Here is a 13,785-nt window from a genome sequence, read left to right on the forward strand (position 1 = left end):
TCGAAACGGCCGCAAGGCATGGCCATGGCCTGTTGCGGACATGGTCGGAACCCCCGCGCCAACCGCCGATCGGCGAACCTAGCCCTTTGGAGTATTCCGCATCCGGCCGCATTGCCGCTTACTCCATGCATCCGCTTCATCTGTTCGGACCTCGGGAGGGAAAGACGTGCGCACCAAGAAATCACCTGTTCTGCTGCACCAGCTTCTGGCTGGCACCATGCTCGCCGCGCTTGCGGCCGGATCATCGTCGACGGTTGCGAATGCCGCTGCCGACCTTATCGCCGTCAATGGCGACGTGCGGACCGTCGATCCGAATACGCCTCGAGCGGAAGCCTTTGCCGTCGAGGGCGGAAAGTTCGTGGCGGTCGGCACCAGCGCCGAGATCCGGTCGCTCGCCGATGGCAAGACCACGGTGCTCGATCTCGGCGGCAAGACGGTCACGCCCGGCTTCATCGATGGACATACGCATCTGACAAGCGGCACGGACTACGTCACTGGTGTCGATCTCTCCTACATCCCAGACAAGGAAACGTGGCTGAAGAAGATCAAGGAGGCGGATGAACGCCTGCCACCAGGCGTGTGGATCACCGGAGGCGGCTGGGACTATACGCTGAAGGAAGGCAAGCTTCCGACGAAGGAAGACATCGACGCCGTGGTCAAGGATCGCCCCGTCGTTCTGCGCGATATCGATTTCCACTCGATCTGGGTGAACACCAAGGCATTGGAAATCGGCGGCGTCACCGCGAAATCCGAGGTGCCCGCCGGGGGCGAGATCGTCGTCGACGCCAAGACCGGAGATCCGACCGGGATCCTGCTAGAAGGCGCTGGCGACCTCATCACCAACAAGAAGCCGGCCTATTCCGACAAGGAACGCGCCGAAGCGCTGCTGCAGACCGTGAAGTTTGCCAACAGCGTCGGCCTGACCGGCGTCCATGACATGTCGTCTATCGCCGCCGTCTACGACTATCTGAAACTCGTCGAGGACAAGAACCTGTCATTGCGGGTCTGGTACGGCTTCTTCGAGGACAAGGCTGCAAATATTCCGGCGGCGGCAAAGGATCGTGAGGCCGTCGACAGCCGCGTGGCTGCCAGCGGGGAGACCAAGGTGAAGGGCCCGCTGCTCACGGTCGGTTACGCCAAGTCGGTCGTCGACGGGGTGCTGTCGACCCACACGGCCTACCTGCTTGAAAACTACTCGGATCGCACGGGATGGAAGGGAGAGCCCTTCCAGTCGGAGGCTGATCTCAGCGCACTGATCAAGGCTGCCAACGACAACGGTTTCCCGACTGCCGTCCACGCGATCGGCGATGCCGGCGTGCAGATGACGCTGAACGCATTCGAAAAGGGACAATCACCCGGGAAATACCCCAATCGCGTCGAGCATATCGAGATCATCTCTCCGCCCGATATCGAGCGGTTCAAGAAGCTCGGCATCGTGGCGTCGATGCAGCCGAATCATGCAACCGGAACGATCGGAAAATACATCACCGAGCGGGTAGGCCATGAGCGCGAAAGCCATGCCTATGTCTGGAAGTCGATGCTGCAGCACAAGGTGCCGGTCGTGTTCGGATCCGACTGGGCGACATCGCCGCTCAGCCCCCTGACCCAGATCAACGATGCCGTTTTCCGCGAAAGCCCGTTCGGGCTCGGCGATGGTCCATGGCACCCCGAGCAGGCGGTCACTTTTGACGAGGCCCTGTTCGCCTACACCCAGGCCGGCGCCAACATGACGCCGTGGGCCAATGAGATCGGCTCGATTTCGACCGGCAAATGGGCAGACTTCGTCGTGCTCGACGCCAAGCTTCCCGATCCCGTCGACCGGTCCATTCGCAAGCGGCATGTCGAGGCGACCTATGTCGCCGGAACGGAAGTCTATCGGGCGAAATAGCAGCCCCAAACCGCATCCGGCGGGGCCGGGCAGCCTCCCGTCCCGCCAACCACTGACCATGCATTCAGGAGCATACATGTCCAAGGTAATGAAAATCGATCGCAATGGCGTCGGCCTGCGCGAGCTGGAAAAGTGCAGCGTCGTGCCCGTCGAAGCGATCCTGTCGGGTTTTGCCGACGAGATGGGCGATGTCCACTTCGAGAGCGCCGACGGCTCGATCGTCGTCGGTACATGGCAATCGACGCCCTATGCCGAAATGCTCTCCTACCCTGACGGGGTGGAGTACAGCGTCATTCTCTCGGGAAAAGTCTCGATCACCAGCCCGGACGGATCGGTGGAGACGTTCGAAGCCGGCGAAAGCTACCTGCTGCCGCAGGGGGTTGAGGTCCGGTTCGAGGTGCTGGAGACGATGCGCAAAGTCTACGTCTTGCATACAGCAAAGACTGACGGGTGACCTATGGCACACCCAATGCTACGACCGTCGGTAGCGTCGCTTGCCGACGTGGAGATGTCGCCGTTCTGGCTGGATCGGTCGGATGCTCCCGAGGCGCTGCCGCCGCTGACGGCCCATCGAAAGGCTGATCTGCTGATCGTCGGTGGCGGTTTCACTGGCCTCTGGGGCGCAATCCAGGCCAAACAGGCGAAGCCCGATCTCGATGTGGTGCTGATCGAAAAGAGCACCGTGGCCAACGGCGCCTCCGGTCGACCGGGCGGTGTCGTCTCGACGTCGGTGATGCACGGCCTGTCCAATGCGGTGCGCGTATTCCCCAACGACATTGCCGAGCTGGAGCGGCTCGGCAAGGAGAACATGCATGGGTTCATGCAGACCATTTTCGACCATGGTATCGACTGCCACGCCGAGTGGGGCGGCGAACTGACCGTTGCCGTGGATGCAGACCATCTCGAAGCCCTTCACAGGGAACACGAACTGCACCTTCAATATGGCCATCAGGCCGTGTTTCTCGATCAGGACGCTGTCCAGGACCAGATCGGATCGCCGCGCTACAAGGCCGGGATCTGGTCAAAGGATATCAGCGGCACGGTGCACCCCGCCTTGCTCGCCTGGGGTTTGAAACGAACGGCCCTTTCTCTCGGCGTTGAGATCTTTGAGAATACGGAGTTGCTGGCGCTCGATGAGGTCGGAGCCAAGATCGAGGTCAAGACGCCATTCGGCGCGGTGACCGCGCCGAAGGTGCTGCTGGCCACCAACGCATTCGCCTCCGGCCATCCCGGCATCAAGCGCCGTGTCGTCGCCGTCAGAGATCGGGTGCTCGCGACCGAGCCGTTGTCTGAGCAACAGATGGCGTCGATCGGCTGGAAGAACCGGCAGGGTGTCTACGACACCCGAACCCAGATGAACTACTTGCGGCTGACGAAGGACAACCGGATCATCTTCGGGGGAAGGCTCGGCTATGCCTTCGCGGGCACGACGTCACCAAGCGTCGATAGCGACGTCAACACCTATGAGCCGCTGGCGGCCGCGTTCTTCGATACGTTTCCGCAGTTGCAGGGACACCGCTTCACGCATGCCTGGAGCGGCCCGATCGATCTCAGCACACGCATGGCGGTGCATTTCCAGAGATACCACGCAGGCAAGGTCGTTTATGCCGGCGGATATTCAGGTTTTGGGGTCTCCGCGTCGAGATTCGGCGCACGCATAGCGCTCGACATTCTCGACGGCTCGAACACTTCGGAGAGCAGGCTGGATTTCGCAACGCAGCTGCCCAACGTCGTGCCGCCGGAACCCTTTCGCTGGCTCGGGGCACAGGTCACGATGTATGCGCTCGACACGGCCGACCAAAAGGGCGGATGGCGCAAGCCGTGGCTCAGGCTGGTTTCGGCAATGGGCTTTCCGTTGAGTTGAGAATGCCAGCGCCTTTCTGATCTAATACAGCGCAAGCGATGCGACAGGATTGGCCGGAGGCCGGCTCCGGCCAATCCTCAAGGCGTCAGCCGCGGTGATGGCGCTCCTGCAAGCCGTAGACCGGCGTTTCGATGCCGGCTTGTCGGGCTTTCAATTGCAGCGAGAGGTACTGCGAATAGTGCCGTGACTGATGCAGGTTGCCGCCGTGAAACCAGAGGGCTTCCTGCTGTGTCGGCTTCCACATGTTGCGCTGCTCGCCTTCCCACGGACCGGGGTCCTTTGGCGTGTCGGAGCCCAGACCCCAGCATTTGCCGACCTTTTCGGCAACTTCGCGGCTGATGAGATCGGCCGCCCAGCCGTTCATCGAGCCGTAGCCGGTGGCATAGACGACGAGATCCGCCGGTAGCTCCGTGCCGTCCTTGAGTACCACCGACGTTTCGGTCAGGTGATCAACGTCTGAGCCGGATTTCAGCTTGATCGAGCCGTCGATGATGAGGTCGCAGGCGCCGACATCGATGTAATATCCCGATCCGCGGCGCAGGTATTTCATGAACAGGCCGGAGCCGTCGGCGCCCCAGTCGAGCATGAAGCCCGCCCTTTCGAGATCCGCATAGAACTTGGCGTCGCGCTCGCGCATCTTGTCGTAAAGCGGGATCTGGAACTCGTGCATGATCCTATAGGGCAGCGAGGCGAAGATGAGGTCTGCCTTGCGCGTCGTCATGCCGGCCGCAACCGCCCGCTCGGAATAGAGGTCGCCGAGCCCGATCTCCATCAGCGAATCCGATCGTACGATGTGGGTCGAGGAGCGCTGGACCATGGTGACGTCGGCGCCCGCCTCCCACAGTGCGGCGCAAATGTCGTGCGCCGAGTTGTTGGCCCCGACCACCACCACCTTCTTGCCCTTGTAAGCGTCGGGGCCTGGATGTTGGGAGGAATGCTGCTGTTCGCCCCTGAAGATTTCCTGTCCCTTGAATTTGGGAACGTTGGCCTTGCCGGACATGCCCGTGGCGAGCACAAGCTGCTTCGGCTTCAGCACCACTTCCTTGCCATCGCGCTCGACAACGACGGTCCATTCCTGCTTGTCCTCATCATAGGAAGCGGATTTGCAGGTGGTCGAGTTCCAGTAGTTGAGCTCCATCACCTTGGTGTACATCTCCAACCAGTCGCCGATCTTGTCCTTCGGCGCAAAGACCGGCCAGTTCTCCGGGAAGGGGATGTAGGGCAGGTGGTCGTACCAGACGGGGTCGTGCAGGCAGAGTGACTTGTATCGCTTGCGCCAGCTGTCGCCGGGTCGCTCGTTCTTCTCGATGATGATCGTAGGTACGCCGAGTTGGCGCAGGCGCGCACCGAGCGCAATGCCGCCCTGGCCGCCGCCGATGATGACGACGTAGGGCTGCGTCTCGTAGCCGAGCCCGGCGGCTTCCGCCTGGCGCTTTTCGCTCCAGGTCTTGCGATTGGGGTCGTGGCCGTGTTCCGCCCCCATCGGTCGCTTCAGACCCTTGGGTTCCTCATGCCCCTTGAGCTCGCTCATCGTCGTCAACAGCGTCCAGATCAGGCCATTCTTCAGACGGATATGACCGTAGCCACGCGCAACATCCGTTTCGAATTCGAACCAGCCCTGCGTGATGCCCTCGCCGTCGCTTGCCAGTTCCTTCTCATCCTGGCGAAATCGCGATGGTTTGATTGTTTTCAGTTGCCTTGTCAGCATGTCGCGGATCTGGTCGTGGCCCTCCATCGTGCGCAGGTTCCAGGTGAACGTGACCAGATCTCGCCAATAGCAGTCAGCCTGGAACAGGTTGACCGCGGCTTCGACATCTCCGCGCTCCAGCGCCTTGCCGAGCTTGGCAAGGGCTGCGTCTATCTTCGTGTTGGGGCTGTCTTCAAGCATGGTATCTCCTCCGTGTTGCTCGAGTGTCAGGTGGCAAACGCCGGGGAAGCTCCTCCTTCCCCGGCGTGCCCGGATGATCATTTTGTAAGGTCGATCAGGATCTTCAGTTGCTTGCCGGCCGGATCGAGCAAGGCGTCGAAGCCTTGGGCAACGGCCCGGTCGAGCGTGATGGTGCTCGTCACAACCTTGGCGGCCGGAAGCAGACCCGATGCGATCAGCCGGATGACGCGCGGCCAGTAGTGGGTCGGGTAGGCCCAGGATCCGCGCAGGTCGATGTCCTTGAAGGTCACCTGGAACCAGTCGAGCGGGTTCTCGTGCGGATGCAGACCCGTTTGCACGACGACACCCTGCTTGCGCACGGCATCGACGCAGGCTTTCAGCGCATGTTCGTTGCCGACGCATTCGATCGCGACATCGCAACCGACCTTGCCTTCCGAGGTCGCCCGAACGATGTCGCCGGGATTGTCCCGTTTGGGATTGATCGTGATCAGATCGGGCAGGATCGATCTTGCGAAATCGAGCCGCGCATCGTTGATGTCGGAGACGAACAGCTGTGCGGCGCCGGCTGCCCTTGCCGCCAGTAGTGTCAGGATGCCGATCGGTCCGGCACCGGTGACGAGCACGCTGCTTCCCGCCGTCACGCCACCGCGATCGCAGGCATAGACGGCAACCGCAGTCGGTTCGACAAGGGCTGCCTCCTCGTCGCTCATCGCATCGGGGATCTTCTGGACGTTGTATTCGTTGAGCATGGCATAGTCCGCCATCCCGCCCCATTGCCAGCTGAGGCCCGCCAAGGCGAGGTCGGTGCTGAGGTGGTAAAGACCGCGATCGGCAAAGTAGTCGCCGGATCGCGGCATGATCAGCGGTTGAACGGATACCCTGTCTCCGACCGCAATGGTGTTTACGCCGTCGCCGATCGCCTCGACGATGCCACCGAACTCGTGCCCGAGAATCTGTGGCGCCCGCGCGCCGGTGAACGGGTGCGGTTCCCTCGGAATGAAAATCGGGCCATAGGCGTATTCGTGCAGGTCCGTGCCACAGATGCCGACAAAGCGATTGCGGATGAGGACCTGGCCTGGCCCCGGATTGCGATCGGGTGGCGAGATCTGTTCAAGCCGCAGATCCCTGGCTGCATGAAATCTGAGTGCGCGCATGTTTCCTCCGTTCTGCCTTTTGTTGCGACAGTACGGAGCAAGGGGCGTGCCAGGGCTGGGTCAGGTTTGAATATCGTTGCTAATCAATGGCGTAGCTCGACCTGGTGGGCATCGTCCACCTGAGGCGGATGCAACAGGTGTGGTGCCACACCTGTTGCATGCTAGTGCTTGGCGCGCAGCCGGTGGCGCTTGATCTGACGATGGACGGTGGAGCGATCGACGCCCAGGCGCCGTGCCGCCTCGGAGATGTTCCAGCCGCAGGAAGAGAGCATGATCTCGAGCGCCGTGCCGTCATCGGTCTTTCCGATTGGGGAAGGACCTTCAGTCTTGCCTGTCGGCGTCGCTGTGAGGTGGTCCGGCAGGTCGCCGAGTTCAATCCTGTTTTCATCGCAGACGGCAGCGGCGACGGCGAGAACGTTATCCAGCTCGCGAATATTCCCGGGCCAGCCATGCGCCTTCAGCGCGGCCAGCGCGTCCGACGAGATGTGCAAAGGTCGCTCCTCGGTGCGGTGTTTTTCGAGGAGTGTCGCGAGCAGCCATTCGAAATCCGCCCGATCGCGAAGCGGCGGCATATGGAACACGACGGCATTCAGACGATACAACAGGTCTTCGCGGAAGCGCCCCTCCTGCACCAGTTGCTGCAGCGGCCGGTGCGTTGCCGAGACGATGCGCAGGTTCACCGATTTCGGTTCCTGCCCGCCAATCGGCAGGATCTCCCGTTCCGCCAGGACCCGTAGCAATCTTGTCTGCAGGGTGAGGGGCATGTCGCCGATCTCGTCGAGGAAGAGGGTTCCGCCGTCGGCCTGTTCTATCAGGCCCTTGCGCCCCTTGGGCGATGCCCCGGTGAAGGCGCCGGGCAGATAGCCGAAGAGTTCGCTCTCGATCAGATGCTCGGGCAACGCGGCACAATTGATCGCAACGAACTTACCCTTGAGGCCGCTGCAGTCATGGATTGTTCGGGCGAGGTGCTCCTTGCCCGAACCGGTCTCGCCCTGGATGAGGACCGGCAATGCGGTCGGCGCGAGTTTGGTGATCCGATCCTGAAGAGCTGCGATCACCGGCACCTGGCCGCCGAGCCGTCGAGCGGGCGAGGCCGTTGCGATCTTGCCGGCCGACCGGCCAACAGGAAACTGCGGTTCGATCGCGTGGGCAAAGAGAGCATTGCCGTCACGCGCGGTCAGAAGCCGTTCCTCAGTCGGCCTGCAACGGGTCAACTCCACCAGGCCATCAACCCCGATGTCGAAGAAACGCGACATCGGTTGCCCGATGAGGTTTTGCGGGTCACGCCAGTCAAGCCCGGCCGAACGCGCCAGGATCCGTGCGCCGCCATGGGTCATGCCGATGATGTGGCCGCGGCCGTCGATCGAGATCGCCGCCTCAGGATCGACGTCGAGAAACTCGGGCGAGCGGGCAAAGCGCAGCACCCATTCATGGCGCGTCCGAGCCATTAGGTTGGCGAGCTCGATACGACGCACGGTGGCGGCCACAAGGTGGCGCGCAAGGTTCTGGCTTGCCTTCAGGATTGGAGAGCTGAGCAGAGAAATGTCGAGAACGGCCGAAAGCCCGCCTTCTGTATCGTAGATCGGCGCTGCGGTGCAGGAGAGCGGCGTATGCGTTGTGTCGAAATGGTCGCTCTGGTGGATCGTCAAGGCTTCTCCGGTCTCCAGACAGGCGCCGACGGCGCAGGTACCCGCCCGCGCTTCGGCCCAGTCGGATCCAAGGTAGAGGCCGGCCCGGCGCAGGTTGTTGTCGAAGGAAGGATCGCCCAGAAATTCGACTGTCACGCCTTTCCTGTCGGAGAGCAGCAGAACGTAGTTCTGTCCGGCGACCTGGTTGTAGAGGTTTTCAAGGCCTGACCGCGCGATCCTGATAAGGTCCTCGGCTTCCTGCCGATGCTCGCGAAGGCGCTGTTCAGGCAGGATGTAGGCTTCGCATGTCTGCGCTGGATCCAGCTTGTGCTGATCAAGGCACCGCAGCCACGACTTGACGACAATGTCGTCGCGTCCCGTTGCCAGGCCCTGTCCCACCCGCTCGATCTCGCGGACATGTTCAGAATGTGAAACCATGGAACTTCAATGGCATTGCTGCCACGCTCCTCCATTCCTCCGAACGCGAATGTGTCCATGGCGAAACGGCTTTGTAAAGGGCAGGCGGACATTTCGTTCAGTTTGAGCGCGATCGCCTGGTCGAAAACACAAACTGCGTGCGAACGGTCTCAGCGCGACCGGTAGCTGTTGAAGCGGGGCACCTTCCAGGGTTTGCGGAGAAGGCAGGCATTCCCGCATTCGAAGCATTTCATTCAAGCGTCCGTGAGCGGAACGGGATGCTTTCCGGCCGATATATAATTCCTCAACTCAAGTTCGATTTTAGGGTAGAATTAGGCCGCGATTTAAAGGACTGCAGTGTCCTTTGCGCGCCGAATTCGACGTGTGGCGCTGCAGAGGAAAGGTGAAGCCAATGAAAAGGTTTGCAATCGTTGCCTTGTCGCTTGCGACTGCGCTGACAAGCGCTCCGCCGGTCATGGCATTTCCCACAATTGCCGCGCCAGGGATTGAGGCGCCGCAAGCCCAGCTGGTTCAGTACAGGCGATATCGCGGCGGCTACGGCGGGTATGGCGGGTACAACCACGGACATCATCACAACGGTGGTGGTGACGATTGGGCTTGGGCACTGGGTGGGCTTGCCGCCGGCGCCGTTATCGGCGGGCTGCTGGCTCAACCCAGATATTATGGCCCCGGTTACTACGGCGGGAACTACTACGGCAATAACTACTATGGCGGGAACTACTATGGCGGGAACTACTACCGGCAGCGCTATTATGCGCCACGCTATTATGCGCCACGCTACTACCGCCAAGTCTACGGCGGCGGCAGTGCACATGTGCGCTGGTGCTACGCGCGCTACCGTTCCTATAGGGCATACGACGATACATTCCAGCCCTATTACGGTCCGCGACAAGCGTGCGTCTCACCTTACTATTGAGCGCGGTTGAGGTATGCCGTTAAACGGATTCATCCGCTATCTGGGCGGGTTTGGACTGCTGGCAAGCAATCTGTACCGTCGCCCGGGACAATATATCATCGAAATCCGCGCTCAATGGCGCGGCCGGTGCCGGGTTCTGTCATCGCACCAGCGAAGGATTTCGTCGGCGTTGGCCTTGCCGCCGCGGGGACCATGGACGGTGACTGAGCGGGCTGCGGCAGCCACGGCGAAGTTCAAGGCATCGGCAAAGGGTTGGTTCTGTTCAAGACACCAGGTCAGCACGCCGCCAAAGGTATCGCCAGCGCCAGTCACGTCGACGACATCGACCGGAAACCCACTGGCGCGCAGTATCGTGTCACCGTTACGCGCCTCTGCACCCTCGGCCGCCAACGTGCGCACCACCCAGTCGATGTCATGATCGCGCATCCAGTCTCCGATGCACGACAGGTCTTCATGGCCGAAGGCGGTACGGAAGCCGACCTGGTTGAAGATGACCACCGCCGCACCCTTGAGATAGGGCATGTCCTCAGGCGTGCAGCCGCCGACGTCGAGATCGAAGATGGCGCGGCGCCCGTGCTGGCGCAGGTCGGCCAGAAGTCCGGCCTGTTTCAGAATGCCGCTTTCCGTCCGCACGTGCAGCCGGCGGACACGATAGAGGGTCGTATACATCAATCCGGGCTGACGCAGCGCCGTCAAACTGTCCGGTGACAGCCACATCGGTTGTTCGCCCATCTCAACAGTCAGCACGATGTGCTCGCCATCGACCAGGAAGATCAGGTTGCGCGATTCGGGAATAGCAGGGTCGGTCAGCATGTGGCTGACGCCGACGCCGTTCTCCACGAGGTCGGCAATCAGCCGTTTTGACAGCGGGCTGTCGTTGAGCAGTGAGATGAACTGCGTTCGGCCGCCCAGTGCCGCATGTACCACAGCGGCGTTGGCGATAGAGCCGCCGGTTTCCGCCGGCAGTTCGGCGACCATGCCCTTGTCCGCACGACCCGGCCAGCGATCGGCGGTGTAATATTCGTCGAGCGCCACGTCACCGATGAAAAAGGTTGTCATGCGCTCAGTCCTTCCTGGTTGGCCGCCTTGATCAGGCGTGGTCCGCCAGCCACAGGCACCCAGGGGCTTTCACCGAAGCCACATATCGCCATCCAATAGTAGGGCGCAGGGCCCGAAACGCCGCGGCAAGCGTCGTGCCAGACGCCACGATGCATCACTACCACTTGCCCCGGCGCAATCACGAATGCTTCAAGGTCATCGCGATGCGGTGCCTCTGCGTCGGATGCGGGCGCGACGGCCAGCACGATCGATTGCGATGCGCAGAACAGCGCCTCTTCGGTTCCCAGGTGCCGCTCCATTGCCGCGCAGAGCCATGGTCCGCCGCCGCCGCGCGTGATGCCAAGGTGGCCAGAGCCCTCAATCAGCGGTGCGGCGGTGAACCCGTCGCGCCAGCCGTCGCCCGCTGTCCATATTGCCTTGGGATCTGAATCGTCGGTCAGGTTGTAGGTCGTACCGAACCGCGAAAAGTTCTCGGCGGTCACCGGCCGGGCGAGGACGGCATCCGGAGCGCTCATGCGGCACTCCTGGCAGCACGCACGACGCGCATCAAGCCGGCGACGTGGGCCGCTTCAACCCGGCCGGTGTCCTTATGGTCGTGCTTGAACCAGCTTCCGACGACGGCGCCGTCTGCGTGGGTAAGCTGTTCGGCGGCATTGGCCTCGGTAAGGCCGGCTCCGATCAGTAGCGGTACACCACCCCCGGTTGCGGCACGGAAACGCGCCACCTTGTCCATGTCGGTCGGCCGGCCCGTCGCATCGGAGGTCACCACGAGGCCGTCGCAACGCGAGGCGCCGATGCGCACGTCCTCTGCTTCCGGCCTGCCGGACAGGACCGGTTGATATTTGAACCGCACGCCCCCGAGCAGCAGCGCCGAGACGCCTTCACGGCGGGTGGCAAGGTCTGCGGCGAAGGGAGCATCCGTCTCGGGCGGCAAATGACCGGCAACGGAATCGACCTGGATGAAGGCGACGGGATAGTGTCGGGCAAGTTCAAATGCGCGCGCATCATCGCGTAGCACATTGACGCCGATGCGCGTGCCGAGATCAAGGCCCAACAGCCGCTCCAGCACCCGCTCCACATCCTCGGCGTGGCCGAAATAATTCTCAACTACCAATCCATCGACACCTTCACCCGCCATGATGCGGGCTTCTTCCTCGGCTTGGGCGAGTTTGCCCTCGGGGCTGTCGCCTGCCAGGTGCAACATGCCGAGAATGGGTTTTGGCGTCGTAAAGGTCTCGCCGAAGCGGCTCATGTTCGTTCTCCTGCGTCGCGCCGCCATCAGGCCGGCGCGGTATCACGCCCCCAACGGGTGGCGAATTTCATCTGGACCGCCGGCGAGTAGACGATCGACGTGCGTTCGACCAACCGATCGTCGGCGTCGAGCACATCCCCGCTGGCGCAAAGATAGCCCGGCACGTCGTGTGCCGGAGCAAACACCTCCCGCAAACGGTCGGATGGCGGCACAACCGTCAAAAGCAATTCCGAGCGAATGGGGTTGCGGTCATAGTCGCGGCGCAATACCTCGTAGAGTGATTGCGCCGCGAAATCGTAGCGGTCGATGCCTGGATAGAGGGCGAGATCGAGCTGCGACGTATCGACGTTGAGCCAGTTGACGGTCTCGCCGTTGGCAAGCCCGCGAGCGCGCACCAGGAACAGTTCACCGTTCTCAACCCGATGCTCCAGTACCCGCGTCGTCGGGCGTTGGCCTTGTCGGCGGGCCAGTTCCGTAAAGCTGCCGAAGTTCCAGATATTGTGGCTGATCGGCCGGTGCGAAACGATCGTGCCCCGGCCGCGAACCTGCTGGACCAGTCCCTCCGACACCAAAAGCGCCATCGCATTGCGCACCGTGGTCCGGGCGATGCCGAACTGGTCACGCATTTGGTTTTCCGAGGGAATGGCTTCCCCCTCGGAAAAATCGCCGCTCAGGATTGCGGCTCGAAGAGCCCGGTAGAGCTGCCGGTAAAGTTGCTCGCTCGAATAGAGATCGAGGCGCAATCTCGACAATCTGTCGTCGGCGGCGATGGGGGCGTCAGGCATGGAGGGATGGGTCAAGGCGAGCTCCGTTTGGCTCCGTTACTTCGTGGTTCCGTTCACCTTGAACTCTTCCACGGCAGCATCTTTCAAGCCATGACGATCGAGGATCTGTGCATAAGTACCATCCGCCTTCAGCGCCTCGAGCGCTGCAAGAACCGCATCGCGCAAGGGGCCATTCGCCTTGGCAAAGGCGATGCCGTAGTAATTGATCTCGTCGACCTTGCCGATCTGGTAGAACTTGCCCGGTTCCTGCTTCATCAGATCGAGCAGGCCCTCCAGGCCGATGACCGAGGCCTGTGCACGGCCTTGGCGGATCTGCATGATGTGCTCGGCCTGTGTGGGGATCTGGATGACCGTGATCGGCTTGTCGGCAGCACAATTGGTCTTGCCGACATTTTCCGCCCATGTGACCCAGCTGGTGCCCGTCGCCACGGCCACGGTCTTGCCGCAGAGATCGGTTTCAACCTTGATCTCTCCCTGCTGATCGGCCGTGGAATAAAAGACGTTGCCAGTCTTGAAGTAGTCGATGAAATCGAGCTGTGTCTGGCGTTCGACCTTGTCGGAGAAGGCGGTCATGATCATGTCGGACCGGCCGGTGACGACCTGAGGAATGAGCTGCGGGAATTCGACGTTCTGGAACTCGGCCGTCAGGCCGAGGCGCTCGGCGACGGCCTTGGCGAGATCGATGTCGAAACCCTTCAGGTCGGTCGAGCCGGCATCGCTGTATTCCATCGGCGGATAGGCAAGGCTGATGGTGACGTTTAGTTTGCCAGCGGCGCGCACGGCTTCGGGCAGGGCGGCGGCCAGCTTCTCATCGGCCGCGGCATGGGCCCCTCCGGCTACACACAGGCTGATGAATGTGGTGGAGGCAAGTCCCAGAACTATTGGTAGCAGTCGTTTCATTTTCTGTTCTCCC

The 13,785-nt window shown here is 61.8% G+C and carries 12 protein-coding genes; 4 read left to right on the forward strand and 8 right to left on the reverse strand.

The annotated features are described in order from the left end of the window. Positions 1-166 precede the first annotated feature (166 nt). The 3 genes from ASD00_RS14545 to ASD00_RS14555 all read left to right on the forward strand — a co-directional run bounded on the left by ASD00_RS14545 (position 167) and on the right by ASD00_RS14555 (position 3,752). Positions 167-1,888, forward strand: coding sequence for an amidohydrolase (locus ASD00_RS14545; protein WP_057207275.1), 1,722 nt, complete (start codon positions 167-169; stop codon positions 1,886-1,888). 76 nt (positions 1,889-1,964) lie between these two features. Beyond that, positions 1,965-2,342 carry a cupin domain-containing protein gene (locus ASD00_RS14550; protein ID WP_057207276.1) on the forward strand — a complete coding sequence of 126 codons (378 nt, stop codon included), beginning with the start codon at positions 1,965-1,967 and terminating at the stop codon, positions 2,340-2,342. Between the two features lie 3 nt (positions 2,343-2,345). After that, complete coding sequence (locus tag ASD00_RS14555; protein WP_200951456.1) at positions 2,346-3,752, forward strand: FAD-dependent oxidoreductase; 1,407 nt, start codon at positions 2,346-2,348, stop codon at positions 3,750-3,752. Between the two features lie 85 nt (positions 3,753-3,837). Here ASD00_RS14555 and ASD00_RS14560 read toward each other — a convergent pair whose 3' ends face one another. The 3 genes from ASD00_RS14560 to ASD00_RS14570 all read right to left on the reverse strand — a co-directional run bounded on the left by ASD00_RS14560 (position 3,838) and on the right by ASD00_RS14570 (position 8,860). Beyond that, positions 3,838-5,640, reverse strand: coding sequence for an NAD(P)/FAD-dependent oxidoreductase (locus tag ASD00_RS14560; protein ID WP_057207278.1), 1,803 nt, complete (start codon positions 5,638-5,640; stop codon positions 3,838-3,840). A gap of 77 nt (positions 5,641-5,717) precedes the next feature. Beyond that, positions 5,718-6,794: a 2,3-butanediol dehydrogenase gene (locus ASD00_RS14565; RefSeq protein ID WP_057207279.1), complete on the reverse strand. Its 1,077-nt coding sequence runs from the start codon at positions 6,792-6,794 to the stop codon at positions 5,718-5,720. A 161-nt stretch (positions 6,795-6,955) separates the two neighbouring features. Then, entirely contained in the window at positions 6,956-8,860 is a 1,905-nt protein-coding gene (locus tag ASD00_RS14570; protein ID WP_057207280.1) for a sigma-54-dependent Fis family transcriptional regulator, read from the reverse strand. A 391-nt stretch (positions 8,861-9,251) separates the two neighbouring features. Between ASD00_RS14570 and ASD00_RS14575 the strand changes: the two genes are divergently transcribed. Further along, positions 9,252-9,776 carry a BA14K family protein gene (locus ASD00_RS14575; RefSeq protein WP_057207281.1) on the forward strand — a complete coding sequence of 175 codons (525 nt, stop codon included), beginning with the start codon at positions 9,252-9,254 and terminating at the stop codon, positions 9,774-9,776. A gap of 111 nt (positions 9,777-9,887) precedes the next feature. Here ASD00_RS14575 and ASD00_RS14580 read toward each other — a convergent pair whose 3' ends face one another. The 5 genes from ASD00_RS14580 to ASD00_RS14600 are packed head-to-tail and all read right to left on the reverse strand — an operon-like array spanning position 9,888 to position 13,772. After that, positions 9,888-10,835 (reverse strand): carbohydrate kinase family protein, encoded by a 948-nt coding sequence (locus tag ASD00_RS14580; protein WP_025430124.1) that lies wholly within the window; start codon positions 10,833-10,835, stop codon positions 9,888-9,890. Further along, the gene (locus tag ASD00_RS14585; protein WP_057207282.1) at positions 10,832-11,350 is read right to left on the reverse strand and encodes an ureidoglycolate lyase; all 519 of its coding nucleotides are present in this window, start codon (positions 11,348-11,350) and stop codon (positions 10,832-10,834) included. The genes ASD00_RS14580 and ASD00_RS14585 overlap by 4 nt, the downstream gene beginning before the upstream one ends. Continuing rightward, the gene (locus tag ASD00_RS14590; protein ID WP_057207283.1) at positions 11,347-12,087 is read right to left on the reverse strand and encodes a BtpA/SgcQ family protein; all 741 of its coding nucleotides are present in this window, start codon (positions 12,085-12,087) and stop codon (positions 11,347-11,349) included. The genes ASD00_RS14585 and ASD00_RS14590 overlap by 4 nt, the downstream gene beginning before the upstream one ends. Positions 12,088-12,113: 26 nt before the next feature. Continuing rightward, positions 12,114-12,887 (reverse strand): GntR family transcriptional regulator, encoded by a 774-nt coding sequence (locus ASD00_RS14595; protein ID WP_156408443.1) that lies wholly within the window; start codon positions 12,885-12,887, stop codon positions 12,114-12,116. A gap of 21 nt (positions 12,888-12,908) precedes the next feature. Continuing rightward, positions 12,909-13,772 carry an ABC transporter substrate-binding protein gene (locus tag ASD00_RS14600; protein WP_025430120.1) on the reverse strand — a complete coding sequence of 288 codons (864 nt, stop codon included), beginning with the start codon at positions 13,770-13,772 and terminating at the stop codon, positions 12,909-12,911. Positions 13,773-13,785 lie beyond the last annotated feature (13 nt).

The organism is Ensifer sp. Root31, from assembly GCF_001424825.1.
Taxonomy (GTDB): domain Bacteria; phylum Pseudomonadota; class Alphaproteobacteria; order Rhizobiales; family Rhizobiaceae; genus Ensifer; species Ensifer canadensis.